The sequence below is a fragment of the Nocardiopsis alba genome (assembly GCF_000710955.1).
Classification (GTDB): domain Bacteria; phylum Actinomycetota; class Actinomycetes; order Streptosporangiales; family Streptosporangiaceae; genus Nocardiopsis; species Nocardiopsis alba.
Genome location: NZ_BAZE01000008.1, coordinates 79,936 through 104,360, shown reverse-complemented (window position 1 = coordinate 104,360; position 24,425 = coordinate 79,936). Strand labels below are relative to the sequence as shown.

General features: G+C 70.8%; 22 protein-coding genes. 14 read left to right on the top strand and 8 right to left on the bottom strand.

Features of this window, described 5'->3' with window-relative positions; all coding sequences use genetic code 11:
• Window positions 1-5: 5 nt before the first annotated feature.
• The 4 genes from TR33_RS15945 to TR33_RS15930 all read right to left on the bottom strand — a co-directional run bounded on the left by TR33_RS15945 (window position 6) and on the right by TR33_RS15930 (window position 5,982).
• On the bottom strand, window positions 6-3,146 hold the full coding sequence (locus TR33_RS15945; RefSeq protein ID WP_042284010.1) for a sacsin N-terminal ATP-binding-like domain-containing protein: 3,141 nt from the start codon (window positions 3,144-3,146) through the stop codon (window positions 6-8).
• A 212-nt stretch (window positions 3,147-3,358) separates the two neighbouring features.
• A complete protein-coding gene (locus TR33_RS15940) occupies window positions 3,359-4,114 on the bottom strand; it encodes a DUF3027 domain-containing protein (protein ID WP_026124753.1) in 756 nt (251 codons plus the stop codon).
• Between the two features lie 248 nt (window positions 4,115-4,362).
• Window positions 4,363-4,746: a cold-shock protein gene (locus tag TR33_RS15935; RefSeq protein ID WP_026124752.1), complete on the bottom strand. Its 384-nt coding sequence runs from the start codon at window positions 4,744-4,746 to the stop codon at window positions 4,363-4,365.
• Window positions 4,747-5,223: 477 nt separating this feature from the next.
• A complete protein-coding gene (locus TR33_RS15930) occupies window positions 5,224-5,982 on the bottom strand; it encodes a hypothetical protein (RefSeq protein ID WP_042283876.1) in 759 nt (252 codons plus the stop codon).
• A 167-nt stretch (window positions 5,983-6,149) separates the two neighbouring features.
• Between TR33_RS15930 and TR33_RS15925 the strand changes: the two genes are divergently transcribed.
• The 5 genes from TR33_RS15925 (at window position 6,150) to TR33_RS15905 (ending at window position 11,838) form a co-directional block, all read left to right on the top strand.
• Window positions 6,150-8,600: a helicase-associated domain-containing protein gene (locus tag TR33_RS15925; RefSeq protein ID WP_017533248.1), complete on the top strand. Its 2,451-nt coding sequence runs from the start codon at window positions 6,150-6,152 to the stop codon at window positions 8,598-8,600.
• A 97-nt stretch (window positions 8,601-8,697) separates the two neighbouring features.
• Entirely contained in the window at window positions 8,698-9,120 is a 423-nt protein-coding gene (locus tag TR33_RS15920; RefSeq protein ID WP_042283874.1) for a hypothetical protein, read from the top strand.
• A gap of 269 nt (window positions 9,121-9,389) precedes the next feature.
• Window positions 9,390-9,713, top strand: a complete 324-nt coding sequence (locus tag TR33_RS15915; RefSeq protein ID WP_014911761.1) for a hypothetical protein — start codon at window positions 9,390-9,392, stop codon at window positions 9,711-9,713.
• Window positions 9,714-9,780: 67 nt separating this feature from the next.
• The gene (locus TR33_RS15910) at window positions 9,781-10,110 is read left to right on the top strand and encodes a hypothetical protein (RefSeq protein ID WP_017533247.1); all 330 of its coding nucleotides are present in this window, start codon (window positions 9,781-9,783) and stop codon (window positions 10,108-10,110) included.
• Between the two features lie 81 nt (window positions 10,111-10,191).
• Entirely contained in the window at window positions 10,192-11,838 is a 1,647-nt protein-coding gene (locus tag TR33_RS15905; protein WP_042283872.1) for a DNA repair helicase XPB, read from the top strand.
• 406 nt (window positions 11,839-12,244) lie between these two features.
• Here the strand turns inward: TR33_RS15905 and TR33_RS15900 are convergent, their stop codons facing one another.
• Window positions 12,245-12,481 (bottom strand): hypothetical protein, encoded by a 237-nt coding sequence (locus TR33_RS15900; protein WP_042283871.1) that lies wholly within the window; start codon window positions 12,479-12,481, stop codon window positions 12,245-12,247.
• A 237-nt stretch (window positions 12,482-12,718) separates the two neighbouring features.
• Here TR33_RS15900 and TR33_RS15895 point away from each other — a divergent pair, with 237 nt between their 5' ends.
• On the top strand, window positions 12,719-13,696 hold the full coding sequence (locus TR33_RS15895; protein WP_042283869.1) for a R2-like ligand-binding oxidase: 978 nt from the start codon (window positions 12,719-12,721) through the stop codon (window positions 13,694-13,696).
• A 146-nt stretch (window positions 13,697-13,842) separates the two neighbouring features.
• Entirely contained in the window at window positions 13,843-14,667 is an 825-nt protein-coding gene (locus TR33_RS15890; protein WP_042283867.1) for a EutQ-related cupin domain-containing protein, read from the top strand.
• A gap of 31 nt (window positions 14,668-14,698) precedes the next feature.
• Here TR33_RS15890 and TR33_RS15885 read toward each other — a convergent pair whose 3' ends face one another.
• On the bottom strand, window positions 14,699-15,286 hold the full coding sequence (locus TR33_RS15885) for an LURP-one-related/scramblase family protein (RefSeq protein WP_042283865.1): 588 nt from the start codon (window positions 15,284-15,286) through the stop codon (window positions 14,699-14,701).
• An 11-nt stretch (window positions 15,287-15,297) separates the two neighbouring features.
• Window positions 15,298-16,398, bottom strand: coding sequence for a zeta toxin family protein (locus TR33_RS15880; protein WP_042283863.1), 1,101 nt, complete (start codon window positions 16,396-16,398; stop codon window positions 15,298-15,300).
• Between the two features lie 139 nt (window positions 16,399-16,537).
• Between TR33_RS15880 and TR33_RS15875 the strand changes: the two genes are divergently transcribed.
• The 3 genes from TR33_RS15875 to TR33_RS15865 all read left to right on the top strand — a co-directional run bounded on the left by TR33_RS15875 (window position 16,538) and on the right by TR33_RS15865 (window position 17,622).
• A complete protein-coding gene (locus tag TR33_RS15875; RefSeq protein WP_014911689.1) occupies window positions 16,538-16,978 on the top strand; it encodes an NUDIX hydrolase in 441 nt (146 codons plus the stop codon).
• A gap of 111 nt (window positions 16,979-17,089) precedes the next feature.
• Entirely contained in the window at window positions 17,090-17,356 is a 267-nt protein-coding gene (locus tag TR33_RS15870; RefSeq protein WP_017533241.1) for a type II toxin-antitoxin system Phd/YefM family antitoxin, read from the top strand.
• On the top strand, window positions 17,353-17,622 hold the full coding sequence (locus TR33_RS15865) for a type II toxin-antitoxin system RelE family toxin (protein WP_017533240.1): 270 nt from the start codon (window positions 17,353-17,355) through the stop codon (window positions 17,620-17,622). The genes TR33_RS15870 and TR33_RS15865 overlap by 4 nt, the downstream gene beginning before the upstream one ends.
• A 7-nt stretch (window positions 17,623-17,629) precedes the next feature.
• Here the strand turns inward: TR33_RS15865 and TR33_RS15860 are convergent, their stop codons facing one another.
• Entirely contained in the window at window positions 17,630-18,514 is an 885-nt protein-coding gene (locus TR33_RS15860) for a CPBP family intramembrane glutamic endopeptidase (RefSeq protein WP_042283862.1), read from the bottom strand.
• A gap of 140 nt (window positions 18,515-18,654) precedes the next feature.
• Here TR33_RS15860 and TR33_RS15855 point away from each other — a divergent pair, with 140 nt between their 5' ends.
• The 4 genes from TR33_RS15855 (at window position 18,655) to TR33_RS15835 (ending at window position 24,399) form a co-directional block, all read left to right on the top strand.
• Window positions 18,655-20,391 (top strand): ABC transporter ATP-binding protein, encoded by a 1,737-nt coding sequence (locus tag TR33_RS15855; protein WP_042283860.1) that lies wholly within the window; start codon window positions 18,655-18,657, stop codon window positions 20,389-20,391.
• On the top strand, window positions 20,388-22,226 hold the full coding sequence (locus TR33_RS15850) for an ABC transporter ATP-binding protein (RefSeq protein ID WP_084570263.1): 1,839 nt from the start codon (window positions 20,388-20,390) through the stop codon (window positions 22,224-22,226). The genes TR33_RS15855 and TR33_RS15850 overlap by 4 nt, the downstream gene beginning before the upstream one ends.
• Before the next feature lie 59 nt (window positions 22,227-22,285).
• On the top strand, window positions 22,286-23,047 hold the full coding sequence (locus tag TR33_RS15845) for an SAM-dependent methyltransferase (RefSeq protein WP_042284007.1): 762 nt from the start codon (window positions 22,286-22,288) through the stop codon (window positions 23,045-23,047).
• Between the two features lie 1,076 nt (window positions 23,048-24,123).
• Window positions 24,124-24,399, top strand: a complete 276-nt coding sequence (locus tag TR33_RS15835) for a hypothetical protein (RefSeq protein ID WP_234305860.1) — start codon at window positions 24,124-24,126, stop codon at window positions 24,397-24,399.
• Window positions 24,400-24,425 lie beyond the last annotated feature (26 nt).

Genomic DNA, 24,425 nt, shown 5'->3' with positions numbered 1-24,425 from the left:
CGCCCCTACTCCAGGTCGACCTCGGTGAGCAGCCGCGCGGCGGCCGAGGGGTCGCGCAGGACGGCCGCCAGCAGGTGACGACGCGACCATCGTCCGGCCCGCAGGGCCAGCGCCCGGGCCAGCCCCTCGGTCCCGGAGGCGTGCACGGTGCCGTCTCCGACGTACCAGTCCACCTCGACCCCGTCCACGACGAGCCTCTCGTGGTGCAGGTAGGTGCGGTCGGCCCGTTCCGCGTCCGCGAGGAACGGCTCCATCTCGTCCGGCACCGCCCTGACCCGCCCGGCGGAGGTCACCTTGCCCACGACGATCTCCGAGGCCAGGTCCAGGTCGAGCACGTCGGCGAGGCGTTCGGCGACCTCGGTGGCGGCCAGGACGACCGGCCGCTCCTCCAACAGGGGCAACAGGTCGGGTGAGTCCACCACCACGACGTCATCGGCGTCGGCGACCACGATCCGTCCCTCGCCGACCGCCCGCACCAGGGTGGGCGGTGAGACCAGGTCGGCGTCGACGTCGGCCAGCGCCGTCCACAGGCGGCGCAGGGACGCCCGGTCGACGTGCCGCTCCGGATCGGCCATGCGGGCCAGCAGGTCGTCGGGCCCGTCCGGGTCGGCGAGCAGTTCCTCCAGCGAGGTCCGCACCCCCAGGGCCCGGGCGAACTCCGGGTCCACCTCGGCGGGCACCTCGTCGTAGAGTCCGCGCAGCGCCGGATCGGCGTCGGCGGTGCGCAGCTCCACCGGCGCGTGCCCGCCCAGCAGCGCCCTGCTCCGCAGCCACCAGGCGGTGTAGGAGGGCAGGTCCACGACCCGACCGTCGGGCATGAGCAGTCGGGCCGGTTCGGTGACGGCCTCGCGCAACGGCCCCGTGGCCAGCATCTCCAACGCCCGGGGCCAGGCGTCGTCGGCGATGTAGTCCAGGTCGGCGACGCACACCAGCTCGGGGACGACGGGGGGCAGGTCCGGATCGCCGAGCCGTTCGACGACCTCGTCCGCCCACTCCTCCAGCCCGTCGGGCCCGCCCTCGCCGGCGGTCCCGTCGAAGGCGGACGCCGGGTCCTCCCCCAGGGCCACCTCCTCGGCGCGGAGCACGGTGAGCTCCCAGACGGCCCCCACGGCGCGCAGGGCGTCGATCCCGTGGCGGTGGACGAGGTCCTCGTGCACGGTCCCGAAGGGCGCGTCCTCGGCCAGCAGGTCGGCGAGCGGGGCGCCGGGGACGAGGAGCTCGGCGGCGATCGAGTAGCCGTCCTCGTCGTCGCGCAGGGCCAGCTCGGAGAGCCAGGGAAGATCCTCGACCGTACTGCCGGAGGCGGCGACCAGGTCCAGGACCGCCTCGGCGATCGGCTCGGGGTCATCGGCGTCCAGCGAATCGCGTACCGCCGCCTCGGTGCGGGGGTCGGCCAGCACCGTGGCGGCTCCGGCCTCCACGGCGCCCAGACGCAGCAGGAGCGGATGCGCGGCCTCGGGGTGGACCACCCGCACGCCCAGCGTCGCCAGGGCGCCCGGGTCGATACGGGTTCCGTCGGCGTCGGTGGTCTCGGTCCAGTCGTCGGTCGGCGACAGGAGCGAGCGCGGCCCTCGAACCAGGCGACCGTCGGCCAGCGGCACCGGCAGGGCCCCGAGTTCGTCGAGGTCGGCCCCACCGGTCCCGGCCGCGGCCAACGCCGAGTAGAGCGAGGCCCACCAGGCCGGCGGGCGTTGGACGTCGGCCAGCAGGTCGGCCAGGTCGGCCAGGCCCAGGCGGCGCACCCTCAGAGAGGCCGGTGCCGGATGGCGGGGGCTCAGGTCCCCCGACAGCAGCGGCGGAACGAGTTCGGCGAGCCGTTCGACGAGCTCCGGAGAGCTCGAGGAGCCACCGGTGTCGAGCAGGACCGCGTCGCGCGGGGCGATCGGATGCCCTGCGGCGGTGGCCAGGAACGGGGTGTCCTGGAGCGGTTCGGCGACCCTGGCGCGGAAGACGGCGTCGATGGCGCCGCCGCCCACCCGGGTGGCCGGGACCAGGTCCAGGGCGGCCCCTGGGGCGAAACGGCGCAGCAGGGCACAGTAGGCCTCGGCGGCCTCCATGAGCAGCAGGTCGGTGGCGGCACCGGGACGCACGGCCCGCCGGTCCGATCCCAGCGGGAAGGTGCCGATGAGGACCGCGGGCAGGTCGAGTTCGGTGTCGGTGGGTGTGGGCGCGTGCACGACGCTCTCGACGTCGGCGGGCAACGCGCCGATTCCGCCGTCCTCGTCGACGGGGACCGCCCAGGTCAGCGACCACGAGGTGCGTTCGCGTTCCTCGGTGGGCCGTTCCTCCAGGTGTCGGGGGTCGAATTCCCCGGAACGTTCGATGACGCGCCAGTGCGTGACCCGCGTGCCGCCCCCGTTCCGGTGGGTCGTGATCAGGTCGCCGCCGACGGCCTCGTCGCCGTCCTCACGGGTGAGGACGCGTTCGACGCCATCGACCACCACCCGCACCTCGGACAGCCCGCCCAGGGCCAGCATGAGCGCCTCCCCGGTGCGGTCCAGAAGCTCCCGAACGCGCTCACCCGAGCGTTCGTCGCGGAGCACCAGGGTGATGACCGTGTCGTATCCGCCCTCGGGGTGTTCGGGGCTGACGTCGGCCGGGAAGGGCAGCCGCAGCATGGGCACGTGGCCGGAGCGGCGGGCCACCTCGTCGGCGAGGTCGGCGTGGGTGCCGTCGGCGTCGACCAGGTCGGCGAGCACGGCCCTGGCGCGTTCGGCGCTGAAGTGCACGGCCGAGCCGGCGGAGTCCACGATGACGTTGTCGCTGAGCGCCACCACCGCGGAGAACCCGACCCCGAACCGCCCGGCGGAGCCGTGATCGTCGCGTTTGGCGGAGGCCCGCAGAGTGGCGAGCGACTCCACCCCTTCGACGGTCAGGGGCTCGCCCGTGTTGGCCACGGTGAGGCGATCCCCGTCCAGGGCCAACAGGAGGCGCCCGGGCACCCCGGCCCGACGGGCCGCGTCGGCGGCGTTCTGGGCCAGCTCGACGACCACACGGTCGCGGTAGCCGCCCAGGCCGAAGTCCTCCTCGGCGTTGGCGTCCTCCCGAAAGCGCGCGGGGGCGTCCGCCCACGCCGAGAGCACACGTCTGCGCAGTTCGGCGGTGTCGTAGGGGTCGTTCGCCACGGGGTTCACCGGCTCGGCCATGATCGTCTGCTCCTCGCGCGGGTGCGCGTTCCGGTCGGTCCGGCGCGCGGACGCGCACGGGCCCGGCAAGGTGAGTGTGGTGGACAGCTCGACCCTAGCCCACGCGCGGCCGGAGACGGCCTCGGGCCGGGACATGGCGTGTACGCGTCAGGGCCCCGTCGCGAAGGCGACGGGGCCCTGTTCCGGGTCCTGGTGGATCGGCCCGTCGTGGCTCAGGAGTCGGAGGTGACCAACTCCAGCTCGGCGGTGTCGTCGAAGACGATGTGGTCGTACCCCATCTCGTCGACGACCGGCGCGACCGGCTCGTTGCGCGGGCCGGGTCGGCGTACTTCGGAGTGGGCTCCACAGCCGTGGTCGAGCGAGACGACCTTGCCGTCGTCCGGGGCGTACTCGTTGGTGCACACACCGAACATCTGGCGCAGCTCCCCGGCGAGCGGGGTCATGAAGCCACAGGTGCCGCACCGTGCGGGGGCGGCCGTGGCGATCGGACTGCGCGGGCCGGCGTCGCCGTTGTACCAGCGCTCCGCGGCCTGTTCACGGCCGGTCTCGGAGAGGACGTGGCGTCGGCCCAGGCCGAGCTCCCACACCATCTGCTGGTCCATGCCCTCGGCGTCGAGTTCGCCCTCGGGCACCTGCGTGTAGCCGGGGACGAGTCGTTCGTCGTCCTCGTCGGTGGGGAGAAGGTCCCCGACACCGACGTCGCCCGGGCGCAGTCGCTCCTTCCAGGGCACCCACGCGGGCGCGGTCAGCGCGCCCTCGCCCGGCAGCAGGACCACCTCGTTGACCGTGACCTTCTTCGCGCGCGAGGCGCGCACCACGGTCACGGCGTAGGTCCACCCCGGGTAGGCGGGGTCCAGGCACTCGAAGTAGTGGGTGACCAGGCGTGTGTCCTCGACCTGGGCGGTGAGATGCTCACCCACCCATTCGGGTCGCCCGACCTCCGCCGCCACCGAGCGGGCCAGATCCACCGCGTCGATACATGCCTTGTCCGGTACAGGAGAACGTCGAGAAGGGCTCACGTTCCCCATTCTCACTGATCGGGGGCACCGATTTGACCACAACGAGGGTCAAGGTTCGTCCGATACACCGTCCGAGCCGGGTCCGACAGGCTCATGGACCTACCGGAAACACCCTGGCCACCGCGTTCTCCGCGTGTCGCACCGGGTCCGGAACGGTGTCGTGGCGGGGACCGGAACGTCCCCGCCACGACACGGCCCTAGGCCTCCAGGTCGTCCGCGACCACGCGCAGGACCGCCGCCACACGGGACGCCTCGCGTTTGTCGGGGTGGCGGCCCCGTCGGTAGCCGTTGGAGACGTTCTCCAGGAGTTTGATGAGATCCTCGGTGATGACCACCATCTCATCGGGCTTCTTGCGTCGCGCCTTGGCCACGGAATGCTGCGCGTCGAGCAGTTTCACCTGAAGGGCCTGCGCGCCCTTACGGCCCTCGGCCACACCGAACTCGACCCGTTGGCCCGGGCGCAGCGATGTGGTTCCGGGCGGCAGAGAGGTGGAATGGACGAAGACCTCTCCGCCGTCGTCACGGGTGAGAAAGCCGAAACCCTTGTCGCCGTCGTACCACTTGACCTTACCGGTGGGCACGGTAGAGACCTCATGCTTTCACTGGCGGGTGACGCGTGGGGAGGTGGAAACGGTGTCGTCCACCCTTTCCCCCACCCCGGCGACCCCTGGTTTCCAAAGTCGGACACAAGGCTAGTACCCGGGCGCTTCCCAAAGCGAGAGGAAATGTGGCGGGGCCGATATGGCGGTACGTGAACGAGGCCCGGGGACGACTCACCCGGGCCTCGTCGACGTCGGCGTCGCCCCCGTCACCGCTGGTTGCGGAGTGTGGGACGGGACTCGGCGGAGTCGGGGGCGCCGTCGACAGGTCGGTGTCCTTGCTGGAGGCAGGTTCACCTGAAGTGACCACCGTGAAGCGAAAGCGGCGGTGTACCGAAATGACTACCCGAAGCCGCACGTACGGATGCACCGTAACGGGCCGACCGGAAAAGGTTATTCCCAGCGTTTGCCAAGCGATGACCCTCGGGCCTCCGACGCGGGGAAGGGGGACGGCCGGGTTCAGCGGCCGGCGCGATCGGCCGCGCGCGCGGATCGCGCGGCCTTGGGGAAGAGATAGAACACGCATACCAAGGAGGCGATACCCAGGGCCGGGACGCCCGTGGCGGGAAGGGCCTGCTGGATGTACTGGTCGATGAACCTGGCCTCGCCGTCCCACACGACCACGCCGACCGTGCAGGCCACCAGGGGCAGCCCCACCCCGACCCACTTGTCCTTGGCGTTCCACACGCGGCTGAGCAGGATGAGAGCGGCGCCGAGCACCCACAGGAAGGCGACGTCCCACCAGAGTCCGGTGAGCGTCAGCATGAGCAGGGCGATCGCCTCCGGAGCCCGGTGACGCACCAGGAGCAGACTGTTGCGCACCACCCCGGGCCTACGCGAGGTCCTACCGTCGAGGCGCTGGTCGGTCTGCCCGGGCCCCTCCAGGAGGGCGAGGATCCCCTGGCCGGGTCCGCCCCGCCAGGGCGGCGGCGGACGGTCCGCGTGCCTGGGTTTGGGCGGGATCATCTCGTCGTCCTCGAGGTCCATCTCCTGCCCGGTCAGTTCCTCCTGGACCAGGTGTTCCGGAGCTCCGAAACCTCGAAGGATCCGTCGCACGGTGTCGACATCGTCGTTGCCGGCCGCCTCTCGGCGCTCATCGATACGCGCGCGCAGGCTCGTCAGATAGGCCGTCCGCTCTTTCGCCGTGACACGACCGTGCAGCGCGAGTCCGACTTCCGAGAGATAGTCGAGTACCAATTGTTCCGAGCGCTGGGTCATGGCCCCATATTGGCCGACGACGAACCGCCTTTTAACCCCCACCCCTCTGTTTCGGATGTCCCATTCCCTTCCGATACGGCCGTCGAAGTGGGGGCGGACGACCTGGGAGAGGTCCGGCCGGGGAGCGGGTACACCGTCGATGGCCGGATCGCTTAGCGTGGGATCCGATGACGCACTACGCACGGCCCGAGCCCACCGGCGACCCCGCCGACGACGCGGCCACGGGACGGCCTCCCACGTTCACCGCCTGGCTCCGCTCGCGCTCCGACGACGAGCTCACGGCCCTCCTGCGCGCCCGGCCGGACCTGGCCCGACCGGTCCCGACCGATATGGGCGCCCTGGCCCACCGTGCGACCTCGCGCAACGCCGTGCTCCGCGCTCTGGAGCGTCTCGACCGGTTCACCCTCCAGGTCCTGGAGTCCGTGGTCGCCCTCGGCGACGACCGCATGTCCGAGCCGGTGGGCACGCTCCCCGTCGACCTCGCCCGCGCTCTCGGTATGACCCCGGCGCGGGGCACCGGGCGTGATCCGCTCGACGACGCCCTGCGCACCCTGGCCTCCCTGGCGCTGGTCTGGCCCGACCGGGGCCGGCTGCGCCCGGTCCAGATCCTGCGCGACCTGCTCCCCCACCCGGCGCGTCTGGGGCCGCCCGCCCGCGTGCCGTTGGCCGCCCTGCCGCATCGTACGGTCGAACGACTGGCCGCCGACCTGGTGCCGCACAGCACCGCCGACTCCCCCGTGGAGGCGGTCGCCACCGCCCTGTCCGACCCCGATCGGATCCGCGGCCTGATCGGCGAGGTCGACGCCTCGGCGCACCGGCTCCTGGACGGGCTCGCCTGGGGGCCGCCCAACGGCACCGTCTCGGACGCCCGCCGGGAGATCACCCTGGCCACAGCCTCCTCCCCGGTCGAGACGCTCATCGCCCGAGGCCTGCTCGTTCCGGTGGGGGACGACACGCTCACCCTTCCCCGCGAGGTCGGCCTGTACCTGCGTTCGGACGTGCTGTTCCGGGACGTGAGCACAGCGCCCCCGCCCTTCGAGGGACGTGCGCGGGACCCCGAGGCCGTGGAACGCGCCGCGGCCGGCCAGGCCTTCGTCGTCCTGCGCGCCATCGAGGAGCTGCTGGAACAGTGGTCCCGGGAGCCCGCGGCGGTCCTGCGCAACGGCGGACTGGGCGTGCGCGATCTACGTCGGGCCGCCCGCACGATGGAGACCGACGACGCCACCGCCGCCCTCTACCTGGAGACGGCCCGCGCCGCCGGGCTGCTCGGCACCGACGACCGGCTGTCCGGCGAATGGCTGCCCACCCGCGAGTTCGATCTGTGGCGGGAGAGCCCGGCCGAACGGCGGTGGCTGCGTCTGGCCCACGCCTGGGCGGGTTCGGACCGGGTGGCCTCCCTGGCCGGCTCTCGCGACTCCGGCGGTCGGGTGCGCAACGTCCTCGGCCCGGGGTTGGTCCGTCCCGCCGCTCCCCAGGTACGCCGCGACGTGCTGATCGAACTCGGTGAGGCCGAGCCCGGTACCTCTCCCGACCCGGCCTCACTGATCGCCCGTCTGGACTGGCGCCACCCCCGGCGTCGCTCTCCGGTGCACACCGAACTGGTGGAGACCGCCCTGACCGAGGCGGCCGCCCTGGGCCTGACCGGCGCGGGCGCCCTCGCCGAGCACACGCGCCCTCTGCTCGTCGACGACGAGGAGAGCGCCGCCGAGATCCTCGCCGCCGGGCTGCCCCGGCCCCTGGACCACGTCCTGGTCCAAGGGGACCTGACCGCCGTGGCCCCGGGCCCGTTGGTGAACGGTCTGGCCCGGGAGCTCGCGCTCACCGCCGACGTGGAGTCCACCGGAGGCGCCACGGTCTACCGCTTCACCGAGGACTCGATCCGCCGGGCCCTGGACGCCGGACGCGGGACCACCGACATCATCGGGATGCTCGAACGTCACTCGCGGACCCCGCTGCCCCAGGCGCTGCGCTACCTGGTCTCCGACGTGGGCCGCAAACACGGCCGGTTGAGGGCGGGCAGCGCCTCCAGCTACCTGCGCTGCGACGAACCCTCGCTGCTCGCCGAACTGGTCGGCGACCGGCGGGCCGCCGACCTCGAACTGGTGGCCCTGGCCCCCACCGTCGTGGTGAGCGGGCTCAATCGGGCGGCGTTGATGGAGCGGCTGGACCGGCTCGGCTACCACCCCGTGGCCGAGAGCGGTGACGGCGCCATGAGCCTGAGCCGACCCGAGGTACGCCGCGCCGAACCGGACACCGACGTCGAGTCCTCGGCCGCCCCGACCTCCGCCGGCATCCGCGCCGCCGTCCGGGCCCTGCGCGCGGGGGACGAGGCCGCGACGGTGGCGAGGGTCCCCGTGCTCCTGCCCGAGGACGGCACGGCCGGGGCCCGCGTCAACGCCTTGGTGGAGGTCCTGGAACGGGCCGCCGCCGACGAGCGCCGCGTGTGGATCGGCTACACCGACACCGACGGCCGTCAGGTCGGCCGGATCGTCGCGCCGGAGCGGATCGACGGCGGTTTCCTCATCGCCTACGACACCACCCGCGACGCGGTCCAACGGTTCGCGCTCCACCGCGTCACCGGCCTGGCCGAACTGGCCGCGGGGGACGACGACGCCTGAGCGCGCGCCCGGACCGCCCCGGGCCTCGCCCGCCCTGACGGGGCCACCCCCTAGAGTGGCGTCTGATCGGTTGGTCCGGACCCGGGAAGAGTCCCACATGAGCAACGCGTCACTGCCCCCTGGAGCCTCGTCCCCCCGCGACCGCGGGCACGAGGACCGTACGCCGAAGGGTCGGGATCGGGCCCCGGAGCGGGAACGGGACGAGGAGCGCGAAGCCTCCTCCTCCACCGCGAACGGGGGCGCCTCCAGTAGTTCCACCATGGCGCTGATCCTGCACTCCATCACCGCCCTGTGCTGCGCCAACTGGATCTTCGGCATCGCCGGAATCACGTTCGCGGTGCGGGCGGCGCACGCGCGGGACCGGGGCCGGCCGGATCAGGCCGAGGTCCTGACCCGCTACTCCTGGTACTGCCTGGGAGCGGCGGGGGTCATGTTCTTCGTGATGGTGATCCTGACCTTCGTGATGTTCACCCAGGCGGGTGACTGGATCCAAGGGATCGTCGACGTGACACAGTACTGACCCCGGATTGGCAGAACCGGGAGGGAGCCGACCGCGTCCGATACGGACGAGACGGGTATGCGACCAGAAACGGCGCGAACGACCCGAACGGGTCGGGCATCGATCGAAAGGAGGCTCGGTGGACCTTGAACGGTGAACCGCACGACCCTCGAGCCTTCTGGACCCGGGAGCCCGCCTCCCTCGCACGCCCGCCCGTCCCCGGGCCGAGCCGCTCCGCGGGCGCTCCTCCGCCCCCTACGGTCGGCCCTCCTCCGCCGTGGACCGCCCCGGTGCCGCCGCGTCGTGCCTCCTTCGACCCCTCCGGACCGCCGCCCCGTGTGGGCGGGGCCGTGGCCGCTCTGGTCGTCGCGCTGCTCACACTGGTGGTACCGATCCTCGGTTTCTCGATGGGGCTCTGGTTCTTCATCGTGCTCGCCAACGTCCCCGGGATCGTCATGGGGGTCATGGCACTGAAGCGCGTACCCGACACCGAGGCCGTCGAGCGATACATCCGCTACACCTGGGGATGCACCTTCGCCTACACCGCCCTGTACGTGGTGTTCGCGATCCCGGTGCTCGTCCTCACCTTCTTCATCCTGCTCCTCGGCATCTGACCGACCCCGTCCGACAGCACACCCCCGGGCCTCAGCGACGCCCGCCCAGTGAAAGCAAGAACCACATATGAGTTACGGTCCCCCACACGACCCCTACGGCGGCCAGGGCCCCGGCTATCCGCCGCCGCCCGGTCACTTCCACTCCCCCTACCCGGTGCCGCCGCCCAAGGGGGGCGCCATCGCGGCGCTGGTCGTCTCCGTCCTCCTGGTGATCTCCTGCTACGGGATCTTCGCCGCGGTCGGTCTGATCTTCTCGATCATGGCCGTCAGCGAGCAGTACGACCACGAGAAGGTCTCCCGGTTCACCCGCTACGCGTGGATCGCCAACGGCGTCGTCATCGGGCTCCTGGTGCTGTTCTTCGTGGGCATCATCGTGTTCGCCGTCCTGACGTCGTGACACCCCGACGGGCATGATCGGGCGGCCTCCGGTGTTGCATCTGGGGTCGCCCCTCGTCCACCGTCCTTCGGAAGGTCCCGCGTGTCCTGTTTGATCGTCCAATCCGACAAGACCCTGCTCCTGGAGATCGACCACGAGTCGGCCTCCGAGTGCCGCCGCGCCATCGCCCCGTTCGCCGAACTGGAGCGCGCCCCCGAGCACGTGCACACCTATCGGATCACCCCGCTGGCGCTGTGGAACGCGCGCGCGGCGGGACACGACGCCGAACAGGTCGTGGACGCCCTCATCCGGTTCTCCCGCTTCCCGGTACCTCACTCCCTGCTCGTGGACATCGCCGAGACGATGGACCGGTACGGCCGGCTCACCCTGGTCGGCGACCCGGTCCACGGACTGGTCCTGGAGTCCTCGGACCGCGCGGTCCTGGAGGAGGTCGTCCGCGCCAAGAAGCTCAAGGGCATGTTGGGCGAACGGCTGAGCGAGGACTCCGTCGCCGTGCACCCCAGCGAGCGGGGCAACCTCAAACAGGCCCTGCTGAAGATCGGCTGGCCCGCCGAGGACCTGGCCGGATACGTCGACGGCGAGGCCCACGCCATCGAACTGGCCGACGGCGACTGGGAGCTGCGCGGCTACCAGCGCGAGGCCGCCGAGAGTTTCCACGCCGGCGGCTCGGGCGTGGTGGTCCTGCCCTGCGGCGCGGGCAAGACGATCGTCGGCGCCGCCGCCATGGCGATGACCGGCGCCACCACCCTCATCCTGGTCACCAACACGGTGTCGGTCCACCAGTGGAGGACGGAGCTGCTGCGTCGCACCTCCCTCACCGAGGACGAGATCGGCGAGTACTCGGGCACCCGCAAGGAGATCCGGCCGGTCACCATCGCCACCTACCAGGTGATGGCCGCCCGCCGTAAGGGCGTCTACACGCACCTGGAGCTGTTCGACGCCAAGGACTGGGGGCTGGTGGTCTACGACGAGGTCCACCTGCTGCCCGCGCCGATCTTCCGGATGACCGCCGACCTCCAGGCCCGACGCCGTCTAGGGCTCACCGCGACCCTGGTCCGCGAGGACGGCCGCGAAGGCGACGTGTTCTCGCTCATCGGCCCCAAACGCTACGACGCGCCGTGGAAGGACATGGAGAACCAGGGCTGGATCGCCCCCGCGGACTGCGTGGAGGTCCGGGTCGACCTGACCGAGTCCGAACGGCTCGCCTACGCGACCGCCGAACCCGAGGACCGCTACCGGTTCTGCGCCTCCTCCGAGACCAAGACCTCGGTGGTGCGCGAGATCGTGGAACGCCACTCCGCGGAACAGGTGCTGGTCATCGGCTCCTACATCGACCAGCTCGACGAGCTCGGCGAACGTCTGGGCGCCCCCGTCATCAAGGGCGAGACCCGCAACAAGGAGCGTGAACGTCTCTTCGATGCCTTCCGCTCCGGAGAGCTGCGCACCCTGGTGGTGTCCAAGGTCGCCAACTTCTCGATCGACCTCCCCGAGGCCGGCGTCGCCGTGCAGGTGTCGGGCTCCTTCGGCTCACGCCAAGAGGAGGCCCAGCGCCTGGGCCGGGTACTGCGCCCGAAGGCCGACGGCCGCACCGCCCGCTTCTACGCGGTGGTCGCCCGCGACACCCTCGACCAGGACTACGCGGCCCACCGGCAGCGCTTCCTCGCCGAACAGGGCTACGCGTACCGGATCACCGACGCCTCCGACCTCCTGGCCGGCGACGAGAGCTGAAGAGATGTTCGGGCGCCGGCGAGGTAGGAGATCGGCGGGTCACACCCCTGGGGGTGAAGGTGGGAGTCCGCACCCTCCGGTACCCCAGGGGGTCGCTGCACACGGTCTCCTACCTCGCCACGGGGGGTTGCCCGTTCGGGCGCCGGGAGTGTTCTGCAAGACGAGTCAAGCCGCCCGCGAGGAACGAGCCAGGCGTAGACGAGGATGAAGAACGCTCCCTCTTAGGGCGCCCGAACACGCGCCGAAGCGCCAGCGGAGGCGCAAAGCAAACACTTTCGGGCCCTAGCCACAGCAGGGTGTAACGGCCGCACACCCTCCCACACCACCCCCAGGGGGTTGAGGTGGGAGTACCGGCGACCTTCACCCCAGGGGGTTGAGGCAGGGGTTCGGGCGCCCGAACCCCCGGTCACAGGGAGGGCAGGACCCCGATGACGTAGGTGCCGGCGGCGATCCCCCAGGCGACGAGGGAGTAGCCCAGGGTCCGGGCGCGCAGTTCGCGATCGCCTCGGACCGAGGCGGCGGTGAAGGCCGCCACCAGGAGCGCCAGACCGAGGAGCGCGGGGATCGCCGAGGCCAGCGCGAAGAGCTGGGACTGGGCGGCGCACGCGGCGTATCCGGGACTGCCGGGATCACCACAGAACACGTCGTCCCCCGATCAGATCGTTCATGTGGTCGTTCACCCCCGACCGTACCGTTTCGGCGAGGCCGGATCGCCGCCGTCCTCGACCGGATCGCGGGTTGCGGGTCGTCGACGCCGTGCGGGGGCCGGCGGTGAGGCCCGTATCACCTCAAGGCCTTTACACGAGGGGCCTTCGTGTCCAATCATGAGGGCGGCGCGCCTCGAAGTCCTCCCCCCTCCACCCCTCGCACGGAGGTGCACATGGCTCCGACACCGATCCCCTCGTCCGTCCGCCGCTCCGGTTTCCGCTCTCTCGGTCAGGGCGGTCTGAACTGGGACTCCCTGCCACTACGGCTCTTCGTCAAGGGCAACGCGAGGTTCTGGGACCCCGCCGACATCGACCTCTCCCGCGACGCCGAGGACTGGGAGCGACTCGACGAAGAGGCGCGCACCCGTCTTCTGCGTCTGTGCGCCCTCTTCGCCGCGGGCGAGGAGGCCGTCACCGAGGACATCCAGCCCTTCCTGCGCGCCATGGCCGCCGAGGGGCGACTGGGCGACGAGATGTACCTGACACAGTTCGCCTTCGAGGAGGCCCGGCACGTCCAGGCCTTCCGACTGTGGCTCGACGCGATCGGGGTCCGGGACGACCTGCACGGATACGTCGACACCAACCCGGGCTACCGGGCCCTGTTCTACGAGGAACTGCCCGCCTCGATGGAGGCCCTGCTCGACGATCCGAGCCCTCGCAACCAGGTGCGCGCCTCGGTCACCTACAACCACGTCATCGAGGGCTCGCTGGCTTTGACGGGCTACTACGCGTGGAACCACGTGTGCACCGTGCGCGACATCCTCCCCGGGATGCGACGGATCATCCGACTGATCGGCGACGACGAGCGGCGGCACATGGCCTGGGGCACCTTCACCTGTCGGCGTCACGTGGCCGCGGACGACGCCTGCTGGGGCGTGGTGCACGAACGGCTGGAGGAGCTGCTCCCCCACGTGCTGAGCACCGTCGAACACGGCGACACCCCGTCGCGGGATCCGCAGGTCCGGCGTTACGAGCTCCCTCCCGGCCGGCTCATCGAGTACGCCGCCGATCGTGCGACCCGCAGACTGGGCGCCATCGAGGCGGCCCGGGGCGTGCCGTTGGAGCGGATCGATCTGGACGCCTCACCCCTGGAGTTGGAGGAGCGCTTCGGCGACGAGGATCAGGCCGCCATGGCCTCTCCGACCCCCTGAGCTGAACCCCGAAGCCCCGTTATTCCGGGTTCACCCTGGCCGGATCAGGTCCCGACCGCCCGGTGTCCGACCGTGGGTCGGCGGGCAGGCCATCCCCTGCCCCGCCGAAGAAACGTACGAATCGCACACCTGACGGGAGACCCACCATGTTCTTCGATCCCACCGTCGTGGCCCGCTACACCGCCGAGGACGTACGGCAGACGCACACCTTCCACGACGGGGAGGCGTTCGTCGGCTACGTCGCCGACCGGCGGGAGGGCTCCCCCATGGGGCTGGCCTTCGTGCACTTCGAGGCGGGCGTGAACTTCGACTTCTCCTGGCCCTACGACGAACTGTCCGTGGTCACCGAGGGCCGGCTGACCGTCCGGACCGCCGAAGGGGTGATCTCCGCGGGCCCGGGTCAGATCCTGAATCAGCCGCGCGGCGTGCCCGGCACGTTCGAGATCGAGGAGCGGCTCCGGATGGTCTGCGTCCACCACCCCACCTTCCAGGAGGCCGTCGGGGTGTCGGTGGAGGAGTTCGGGGCGCTGTCCGAGCGGGACGAGGAGCCCGACATGTCCGCCCCACCACGCGGCCCCGAGCACTCAGGCGGCTTCTTCGACCCCACGATCATGCAGGTGTTCGATTCGGACGACCTCACCGACTGGGTCACCGTGGACGAGGTTTCACGCGCCTACGTGGGATACGTCGCGGATCGGGAGCAGGGCTCGCCCATGGGCATCGCCTTCTCCCGGTTCGGGCGGGGCGGCGTCTTCGACCTCGTCTTCCCCTATGACGAGGCCGCCGTGATCACCAAGGGGCGGGTCACGGTCGAGAGCGCCGGCTCCTCCTTCACGGTGCTCCCGGGAGAGCTGCTGTACATGCCCGCGAACACCTCGGCCGTGTTCAGGTCGGAGGAGAACACCGAGGCCGTCGGCGTGCACCACCCGACCTTCGAGGAGGCGTTCGGGCACCCGCCGCACCGGTCGTGACCCGGGGGCACGGGGCACGCGCCCTCGTGTGTCACTTGCCTTCGCGCAGGACCAGGTCGATGGCGATGGAGGAGGCGATCACGAGGGTGCGGAGCGGCTCGGGCAGCGAGGGGTAACGGTGGTGCAGCGCGTAGCTGTCGGCCGCGGTGAAGATCTCCCCGAGGTCGGGAAGCTTACGGTCGACCCGGGCGACCTCGTGTTCGGCGTGATCCTTGATCCGGAAGTCGTATCCGATGAAGTCGCCCTCGATGCTGCCGACGGGCCTCTTCCAAGGGTCCATGAGGGTGAACCTGGATCCGAAGAACTTGAAGTCCTGTTCGATGGAGCCCACCGGACGCCCGTCCGGCAGATTCACGCTGGTGGAGGCGGTCATCCAGGACCAGTGCTTCCGGATGACCAACCGCGTGTGCCCGTGCATGTCGTCGACGTGTACGAGGCGCGCGAACCCGCCGGTGTTCTTGGCCATGAAACGGAGCACCTGCATGCCTCCGTCCGCGCCCTGCTCCTTGACCCTCGCGATCGGACGCCCGTGGGGGTCGAAGACCTCGTAGTCGGAGACGTCGGTGAAGTAGCGCTTGGGCTGTCTCACCAGGAGAGGGTTGGCGTTGAAGATGTCCATGAGGAGGGATTTTAGGGCGTGTCCTCCGAGCGCCAGAGCTCGCGACGACCCCTTTCCGCCTCCAAGGCGATCCGCCCGAACGGCTCGGTCCTCCACGTGCCGTTCTCACGGTGGTTGGAGTAGAGGGCGTCGCCCTCGCGGGAGAGCACGTGGAGCGAGTCGACCAGGTGGTGGGTCTCCAGGAACTCGATGGTGTTGGGGACCCCCAGGTAGAAACGGTCGTGGTGGAGTTCCGGCAGCCATCGGCCGAACCCCTGGTCGCGGGTGGCGCGGGCGTGCCGGTCCAGGATCGCGAAGCGGCTGTTGGAGGCGTGAGTGGCGACGAAGGCGACCTCGACCCGGTAGCCGGCCTCCTTGAACCCGGAGACCCAGGCGGAGGCCCAGTCCGCGCGGCCCAGCGGGTGGCTGCACACCACGTCGAAGCGGCCCGTGCGCACATGCTCCATCGCCCGTCCGTGGAGGGCGCCCACCTGGTGGGAGACGGAGGTGGAGGCGGTCCTGTCGTCGGCGCTCATGGCCCACTCGTAGTCGGGTGACAGGCGCAGCAGGTCGTCTCCGTCGTAGCTCACCGTCCCCTCCGGCAGGGCGGGCAGGATCGAGCGTTGGAGCGTGCTCTTGCCCGATCCGGGCTGGCCGCCGAACAGCAGCAGGCGGGGATGTTCGCGTGGGATCCCGGTGAGCCGGTCGCGCAGGGCGACGCCGAAGAGGGTGTCCAGGTCGTCCTCCGACAGCGCGCGCCGCAGGTCCGCGGGTGTGGCCCCGGCGGGGGCGCGCACGGGCTCGGCCCGCAGCGCGGCGATGAGGTCGGGCAGTTCCGCGGCCGCCCGTGCGAGTTCCTCGGTGTTGAGGAAGGGCAGTCGGGCCTCCTCGGCCAAGAGGGAGGCGGCTCGTTCGAGGAGGTCGGGGGAGCTCTCCCGGCGAGAGAGACAGGCGCCGATGGCGGCGCTGTAGAGGTTGTGGACGCGTTCGATCAGTTCGCGTCGCGCGGGGCTCAGGGGCGGAACACGTCCGCCCGCGCTCTCCCCTAGAAGGGGGGTCGACCCGTTCGCCGTGGTCTCGTCGGAGAGGTCGGGGCCGAGGCCCGGACCGGTACCGGTGCTGGAGGAGGTCATGTGCGTCCGCTCTCGCTGTGGCCTGCCTGTCCGCGCGGTCCTACGGGTACGAGCGACCGCCGGCATCCACGGATCGTAGTGCCTGGGATCACCTCGAAGCGGCGCTTCGACCGTTTCCCCACCGTCCTAAAGTGGCCACATGTCTTCCACTCCGACCTCCACCTCCGACGTCTCCGGATCTCCCTCGGTCATCGACGCCCTCTCCTGGGTCCACATCGAGAACGGCCGCCTGTTGTGCGTGCGTTCGCGGAACCGCGACCGGCTGTACCTGCCCGGCGGTAAGCGTGAGCCCGGCGAGAGCGACGAGGCCGCCGTGGCCCGGGAGACCCGGGAGGAGGTCAGCGTGTCCCTGCGTCCGGGAACGTTCGAGCGGATCGCGGAGATCGACCAGGTCGCCCACGATCAGCCCGAGGGCACCCGGGTGCGGCTGATCTGCTTCACCGCCGAGTACGACGGCGAGATCGCCGCGGACAACGAGGTCGGCGAGCTGGCCTGGGTCGGATACGCCGACCGCGCCCTGTGCGCCCCCGCCGTCCGTGACCTGGTCGACCTTCTCCACGAGCGAGGCCTGCTCACCTGATCCGATACCGAGGGGCCGTGGAAGATCCCTTCCACGGCCTCTCGGCGTTCCACCCTCGGTTCTCCATACTTCTTCAGGCGTACCGAAGGTTCCATGTGTACCATTGGGACCATGAGCGAGATGCAGGTGGAGTCCATTCGTCAGGTGCGTGATCACATCGCCGACGTCGTCGATCGTGCCGACAGGGAGGACTCACCGACCGTGATCACCAGACGCGGGAGAGAGGTCGCCGCCGTCGTCCCCATCGACCTCCTGCGCAGATATCAGCAACTGGAAGAGCAGGAGATCATGCGCATGGTGCGTGAGCGCATGAACAACCCCGAACCCGGGATCCCGATGGAAGAGGTCATGGCGGAGATCTTGGACGGCCCCGAGTGAGCTACCGAACCGTCTTTCGACCGGAAGCCCGCTCGGAACTCCGCAAGCTTCCACGCAATGTCGCCATGACGGTGTTCCGCAAGCTCACGGAACTGGAGCGGGACCCTCTGGGGTTCGGCACCACAGCGCTGGTGGGAGCCCCCGAGATCCGCCGTCTACGAGTGGGCGATCATCGGGTCGTCTACACCGTGGAGAACGAGAAGCTCATCATCTGGGTGGTGCACGTCGGACACCGCTCCAGCGTGTACGACCGACCCCTCCCGTGATCTCGACTCACCGACCGGCCGAGGAGTCTCTCGGCGCCTGGTCCGGGACCTTCTCGGACCAGGTGCCGGTGTCGCGCAGGAGCATCATGGTGGTGAGCAGCCCGAGCACGAGCGGGAGCATGAAGACGGTCCCCATGACCGTGTCCAGGTCGCTCACCTCGAACAGCCCCCAGTTGAGCAGGCCCTGGGCCCCGACCTGGAAGGCCAGGTGGAAGCCCACACAGGCCCAGAGGTTCCCGGTGACCAGCCTGATACAGCCGAGCACCAACGCCACCCCGATGAACAGCGGCAGCCGTTCGACGAGCACGCCCCAGCCCTGGGAGAACACCCACAGACCGGACCCCCACAGGCCGAAGAGCACCGCCTGGCCCAGGACGGCCGCCCAGCCCGACATCACGGTGTTGAGGTTGCGGAAGAGGTGACCGCGGAAGATCAGCTCCTCGGGAAGCGCCTCATAGAGCAGTACCAGGACGACCACCATCATCAGGGAGAACACGACCTCCGCCGTGGGTGCGCTCGGGGTGATCGTCACCCCCAGGGCGAGACAGACCCCCAGGCCCAGCGAGGCGGGGAGCAGCCACGAGGCCAGGCCCACGAGGAAGGGGCGCCAGGCCTCGCGCGGCCCGGTCAGGCGCAGGCCCTCCCAAGGGCGACGGTCCAGGAACCTGCGGGCCGCCCAGACCATCGGCACCGCCAGGGCGAAGGCCACCAGGGCGTTCATCCAGTGGGCGAGGTTGCCGGAGTCACCGGCCTCGATGGGCGACAGGTCGTTGAGAGCCGCCAGCGAGTACCAGATCAGCGCGGCCGCCATCGTGACGGCGGTGATCCTCAGGAGCAGCGGGGGTCGTGCGGGGCCGTCGGTCCGGTTCGCGCGGGGGATGTTCGGGTCCATGCCTCCAGCGTCTCCGCCCGTGTCCGTCCGGCACATCGGGGAACACCCCGAAAGCTCCCCTGACGCCCTTCCTCACCCTCCCTACGGGAGGCGAGAAAATAGGTGGATCCTCTCGGATCCGCTGGTTAGAGTCCCTGAACGTGCGCGTTCTTCCCCAGCCTCCGGGCGTCCCCGACCACCGTTCGGCCGACCGATACCTGCTCTGGCTCGCCCGTTCCGAGTGGCGGTCGATCACCTGGGCGGGTGTGACCTGCGCCGTCTACAACCTGGGCGGCGTCATGGTCGCCACCCTGCTCGGCATGGCCCTGGACTCCGCTCTGACCGCCGGCGACCCGCGTTCGCTGTGGACGTGGTTCGCGGGGATCACCCTGTGCGCGCTCGTCACCGCGGCCGTCGTTCCGCTCTACGAGCGCGCCTCCTGCTTCAACTGGTACACCTCGGCCTACCGGACGGTGCAGGTGGTCACCGCGCGCGCCGCGCGGTTGGGCCCCACCCTGACCCGGCGACTGCCCTCCGGCGAGGTGGTGGCGGTGGGCACCGACGACATCGACCGGATCGGCGACCTGTACGAGCGGTCCGGTCTGGCGATCAGCGCCGTCACGACGATGGCGGCGATCAGCGCCCTCATGTTGTCCTCGCACGTCACCTTCGGTCTGATCGTGCTCGTGGCGGTGCCGGTGATCGTCCTGGGCATCGGTCCGCTGCTGCGTCCCTTCGCCCGGCGCAAGACGCGGCACCGTGACCGGCAGGCCGAGCTGGCCACCCAGGCCACCGACCTGGTCTCCGGCCTGCGCGTGCTGCGCGGGGTCGGCGGCGAGCGGACCGTGGGCGGACGCTATCGGGAGGAGTCCCGCCGGGTCAGGGACGCCGGGGTCCGGGTCGGCTGGTGGGAGGCCTCCCTCCAGGCGGTCCGCGAGCTGTATCCGGGTCTGCTGCTGGTGGGGATCGTCTGGTACGGCGCCCGTCTGGCCCTGACCGGTGAGCTCACCATCGGACAGTTGGTCGCCTTCTACGGCTACACCGGTTCCCTGGCCGTCGCCCTGCGGCACCTGATGGAGTTCCTGTCGATGCTGGTCTCCGCGCGGGTGTCGGCGGCCAGGGCCACCCGGGTGCTGGCCCTGGAGCACGACCTTCCAGAGCCCGAGACCCCGGTCGCGGGCCCCGAGGGCCCCTACGACCTGCGCGATCCGGACAGCGGCGTGGTGATCGGTCATGGCCGGGTCACCGCGGTGGTCTGCGCCGATCCGGACGACGCGACGCTGGTCACCGAACGGTTGGGGCGCTACCACGACGGCGAGGGCCCCGGCGCGGAGATGGTGGAGCACACCGGCGGCCGGACCGTGCGGCTGCGCGACCTTCCGCTGCGCGAGACCCGACGTCGTGTCCTGGTCGCCGCCAACGACGCCCATCTCTTCTCCGGTCCTCTGCGCGAGGAGCTCGCCCCCGACGGCGGGCTTCCCGAGGAACGTCTGACCGAGGTGGTCCGGGCGGCCGCCGCCGAGGACGTGCTGCGCCGTTCCCCCGCCGGGTTCGACGCCGTGCTGACCGAGCGTGGGCGCGAGTACTCGGGCGGGCAGCAGCAGCGTCTACGGCTGGCGCGGGCCCTGGCCCAGGACCCCGAGGTACTGATCCTGGTCGAGCCGGCGTCCGCCGTCGACGCGCACTCCGAGGCCGCGATCGCCGAACGGCTGCCCGCCGAGCGCGCGGGTCGGGCCACCGCCCTGGTCACCACCAGCCCGCTGTTGCTGGACCACGCCGACCACGTCCAGTTCGTCGAGGACGGCCGTGTGAGCGCCGAGGGGACCCACCGGGAGCTGCTCGCCCTCGCGCCCCGCTACTCCGATACCGTCCTGCGCACCGCCGGGGAGATGGCATGATCCCGACCACCGACCGCCCGCTCGTCAGCGGCCCCGACGATCCGGTGTTCGGTCCCGCCTCCGATCAGGAGGCGTCCGGGCTCCCGGTCGCTCCGGCCCCCGTGGTCTGGGCCCGGCTGCGCAGGGCCGTCCGCGAGCACGGTCGGACCCTGCTGGCGGTCGTGCTCCTGTACGGCTGCGCGACGGCCTCCGCGGTCGCCGCCCCGTGGGTGCTCGGAAGGATCATCGACGAGGTGCGGGCCGGCGCGGACGCCGGGCGGATCGACCTGATGGCGTTGATCGTCATCGGGGCGCTCGTGCTCAACGCCGGGTTCGTCCTGGTGTCGGTGGCCCTGTCCATCCGTTTCGGTGAGGGCCTGCTGGCCGAGCTCCGTGAGGAGTTCGTGGAGTCCACACTGCGTCTGCCCCTGGGCACGGTGGAGCGCGCGGGCACGGGCGACCTGGTCTCGCGTACCGGCCGTGACATCGGCACGCTCGGGTTCATGGTGCGCCACGCGGTCCCGGTCATGGCGGTGAGCACGGCGACCGTGGTGGTCGTGCTCGTGGCGCTGGCCCTGGTGCACCCGGCCCTGCCGTTGGCCTGGCTGCCGACGGTCCTGATCGTCGCCGTGACCACGCGCTGGTACGGGCGTCGGGCGCCGGCCGGTTACCTCCGCGAGATGGAGACCTACTCCGACCTGACCCAGGGGGTGGCCGACACCGTCGAGGGGGCGCACACCCTGGAGGCGCTCGGTCGACAGGAGCGGCAGGACGCCCATAACGACCGGCGCGTGCACCGTTCCTACCTGATCGAGCGGTACACCCTGTGGCTGCGCTGCGTGTGGTTCCCGCCGTTGGAGTTCGCCTATCAGCTGGCGGCGGCCTTGACCTTCCTCCTGGCGGGCTACCTGTACATCAACGAGGTGATCTCCCTCGGCCAGATCGCCACCGCCGTCTTCCTGGCCGTGCAGATGACCCGGCCGGTGGACCAGCTGGTCGACCAGATCGACATCCTGATGCTGGGGTTCACCAGCCTTCGCCGCCTGCTCGGGGTGCGGATGGTCGAGGAGGAGACGCCCGTACCGGTCCCGGCCGAGAAGGACGCCCCCGGCACGGCCCGTCTCCGCGAGGTCCGGTTCGGCTACACCCCCGACACCGAGGTACTGCACGGGGTGGACCTCGACCTGCGCCCCGGTGAACGGCTCGCGATGGTCGGTCCCAGCGGCGCCGGCAAGTCCACCCTCGGCAAGCTGTTGGCGGGGGTGCACGCGCCGACCTCCGGAAGCGTCCGGGTCGGCGGGGTCGATCTATCCGATCTCTCCCCCGAGGAGCGGAGGGAGCGGGCGATCCTGCTGAGTCAGGAGAGCCACGTGTTCCGGGGGACGATCGCGGAGAACCTGGCGTTGTCGCTGGACCGTTCCGACGTGGACCGGGACCGGATGTGGCGGGCGCTGGCAGCCGTGGACGCCGACGCCTGGGTGCGTTCCCTGCCCGACGGGTTGGACACCGAGGTGGGTTCGGGGCGCGACCCGCTGGACCCGGCCCACGTACAGCAGTTGGCGCTGGCCCGGGTGGTGCTGGCCGACCCGCAGGTCCTGGTCCTGGACGAGGCGACCTCGTCGATCGACCCGCGTTCGGCCCGCCGGTTGGAGAGTTCCCTGGCCGGGGTGCTGGAGGGCCGTACCGTGGTGGCGATCGCGCACCGGTTGTACACCGCCCACGACGCCGACCGGATCGCCGTGGTCGAGGGCGGCGGCGTCGCCGAGCTGGGCACCCACGACGAACTGCTCGCCCTGGGCGGTTCGTACGCGGACCTGTGGCACGCCTGGCACGGTGAGGCCCGGCCGACCGGCTGAGGGGCGGCCGTCCCGGAAAAACGGTGGACAGGGTCGCCGTGCGCGGCGATCCTGTCCGGATGTCCTCCCACGCGCTTCCCCCGTACCACCGTGACCTCTCCTTCCACGGTCCGCTCTCCGACGAACGCGCCGCCCGACTGGTGCGCTCTCTGGGTCTCCTCGACGACCGGCACGTCGTCGACCTCGGGTGCGGCTGGGCCGAGCTCCTCCTACGCGCTCTCGCCACCTCGCCCTCCGCCACCGGCTTCGGGATCGATCTGCACGAGGAGGACATCCGTCAGGGGCGGGCCGCCGCGAGGGAACGGGGTCTGGACGAACGGGTCGAACTGGTGGTGGTCGACGTCGCGGCCTGGAAGGGCGGGCCCGCCGACGTGGTGTTCAACATCGGGGCCTCGCACGTGTGGGGCGGGGAGCCGGTCACGCACACCGAGAACGCGCTCACCGCCCTGGCCGACCTGGTCCGCCCCGGCGGCAGGGCCCTGTTCGGGGAGTGCTTCTGGCGCCGGACCCCCACCGAAGAGGAGTACGCGGCGATGGAGGGGACCCGTGGGACCCGTGGCCAGTACCGGCCACTCCCCGATCTGGTCGATCTCGCCCTGGAGCACGGTTTCCGGTTGGGCTCCCTGTCCGAGGCCGGCGTGGACGAGTGGGACGTGATGGAGAACGGCATCGCCCTGGCCCGCGAGGAATGGCTCCTGAACAGCCCGGACGCCCCCGACTTCGAGGAGGTCCGTGAGCGGGCCGACCGGATGCGACGCTTCCGGACGCACGGCGCCCGGGACACCCTCGGCTTCGCCTACCTCACCCTGATCCGGGTCTGAACGCCTTGGGAACCGACGATGAGCCCCGGATCCTCGCGAACCTCCGAGGCCCATCGTCGCTCTCATAGAACATGGGAGACGGTGCACCCGATCACGGAAGCGCTTCGTGGGCACTCGACGCTCACGGTGAACAGGAGACCCGGCGGTCCGTCGGGCGGTCCCGTCACGCCATCGCGGGCGAGGTGAGGTCTCGGACCGGCCATCGACGAAGGACGGGATCAGAAGAACCGCAGGCGCTCGCGCTCTCCGCTCTCGGCGTTCTCGACGTAGACACGGTCACCCTCGGCCATGGCCGACTCCAGGTAGGCGTACACCTGGAGAGCCCTGTTGATCACGTCGGTCTGTGTATCCCCGGTGGCCGCGACCGCCTCTTCCAGGGCCTTGGCCGAACGAGCGGTGAGATTGACGGTGACGCGCGTCGAAGGTCCACCTCCTCGTCGTCCGGTCGAACGACCGGGCTTTTGAGAGATCTCCGTGACTTCGGTTCCTGTGCTCCTGGGTGGCATGACACATCCTCTTTCTCCGACTCGACCAGGGTTCGTTCAACGGAATGCCGCGGAGATCCACGCGCGCGGAGAAGCCGGGAGACGCCGCCCGAGGGTTCTCACGGGCGACGGAGGGGGGCCGTTCGGTATCGCGGTGAGGGTGCCGAGACCACGGGTCGCGTCGGTGTACGTGATCGGTCCTTGATCACGGGAGAACCGGTTCCTCCGAGTTCCGTCACCGCCGAGCGCCAAGGTCCCCCCTGTCTCTTCACATCGTTCATCCGTCAGGAAGGAGTGTATCAATCTGACTACGCATGCTGTCAATGCATCTTTCATGATGCCAATGACTGCCTAAAAACTGCGTACATGATAATCTCATGACGTGGTCACTCGACGCCACGGCGTCACCGGGTGCGGTACGACACGGGCTCCACCGGGTCGGACGGCACCGCCCCCCTGACAACTCGACCGTTGGAGGTCTGGCACATGGGAAATACCCGGGGAAGGGTCCCGCGGAAGCGGGTCACTCGGGTCGCAACCTACGCCGCGGAGATCCGTCTCGAGAACGAGTCTCCCAACGAGCGGGCCGACGTGGTCTTCGACAAGACCCCCGTCGCCTACAAAGTCGAGGGCGGCATCGGCGTGGACGGCGCCTGGGGCAGCCTCGAGGGCAGCGCCCGGGCGGGCTCCGTGGTCGAGAGGGCCTCCGCGGCCCTCCTCTCCTTGGGCGGGGCCACCCTCCCCGCCCTCGCCTTCGGCGGCCTGGCCCACGTGGTCGGAGCCCCCGTGTTCGGCACCCTCGCGGTCGCCGGAATCGTGTGGACCATCGCCCTCGTGGTGGTCCTTCGCATCACGCGCGCGCGGTGATGGCGACCGGGGCCCTCTCCGGCGGC

What these genes read in the sequence shown, in the direction of transcription:
- TR33_RS15920 (WP_042283874.1), top strand. Translation starts at nt 8,698, where the DNA reads ATGAGCAACGCGTCACTGCCCCCTGGAGCCTCGTCCCCCCGCGACCGC.
- TR33_RS15880 (WP_042283863.1), bottom strand. Translation starts at nt 16,398, where the DNA reads ATGACCTCCTCCAGCACCGGTACCGGTCCGGGCCTCGGCCCCGACCTC.
- TR33_RS15895 (WP_042283869.1), top strand. Translation starts at nt 12,719, where the DNA reads ATGGCTCCGACACCGATCCCCTCGTCCGTCCGCCGCTCCGGTTTCCGC.
- TR33_RS15850 (WP_084570263.1), top strand. Translation starts at nt 20,388, where the DNA reads ATGATCCCGACCACCGACCGCCCGCTCGTCAGCGGCCCCGACGATCCG.
- TR33_RS15945 (WP_042284010.1), bottom strand. Translation starts at nt 3,146, where the DNA reads ATGGCCGAGCCGGTGAACCCCGTGGCGAACGACCCCTACGACACCGCC.
- TR33_RS15885 (WP_042283865.1), bottom strand. Translation starts at nt 15,286, where the DNA reads ATGGACATCTTCAACGCCAACCCTCTCCTGGTGAGACAGCCCAAGCGC.
- TR33_RS15870 (WP_017533241.1), top strand. Translation starts at nt 17,090, where the DNA reads ATGAGCGAGATGCAGGTGGAGTCCATTCGTCAGGTGCGTGATCACATC.
- TR33_RS15925 (WP_017533248.1), top strand. Translation starts at nt 6,150, where the DNA reads ATGACGCACTACGCACGGCCCGAGCCCACCGGCGACCCCGCCGACGAC.
- TR33_RS15890 (WP_042283867.1), top strand. Translation starts at nt 13,843, where the DNA reads ATGTTCTTCGATCCCACCGTCGTGGCCCGCTACACCGCCGAGGACGTA.
- TR33_RS15845 (WP_042284007.1), top strand. Translation starts at nt 22,286, where the DNA reads ATGTCCTCCCACGCGCTTCCCCCGTACCACCGTGACCTCTCCTTCCAC.
- TR33_RS15910 (WP_017533247.1), top strand. Translation starts at nt 9,781, where the DNA reads ATGAGTTACGGTCCCCCACACGACCCCTACGGCGGCCAGGGCCCCGGC.
- TR33_RS15860 (WP_042283862.1), bottom strand. Translation starts at nt 18,514, where the DNA reads ATGGACCCGAACATCCCCCGCGCGAACCGGACCGACGGCCCCGCACGA.
- TR33_RS15875 (WP_014911689.1), top strand. Translation starts at nt 16,538, where the DNA reads ATGTCTTCCACTCCGACCTCCACCTCCGACGTCTCCGGATCTCCCTCG.
- TR33_RS15930 (WP_042283876.1), bottom strand. Translation starts at nt 5,982, where the DNA reads ATGACCCAGCGCTCGGAACAATTGGTACTCGACTATCTCTCGGAAGTC.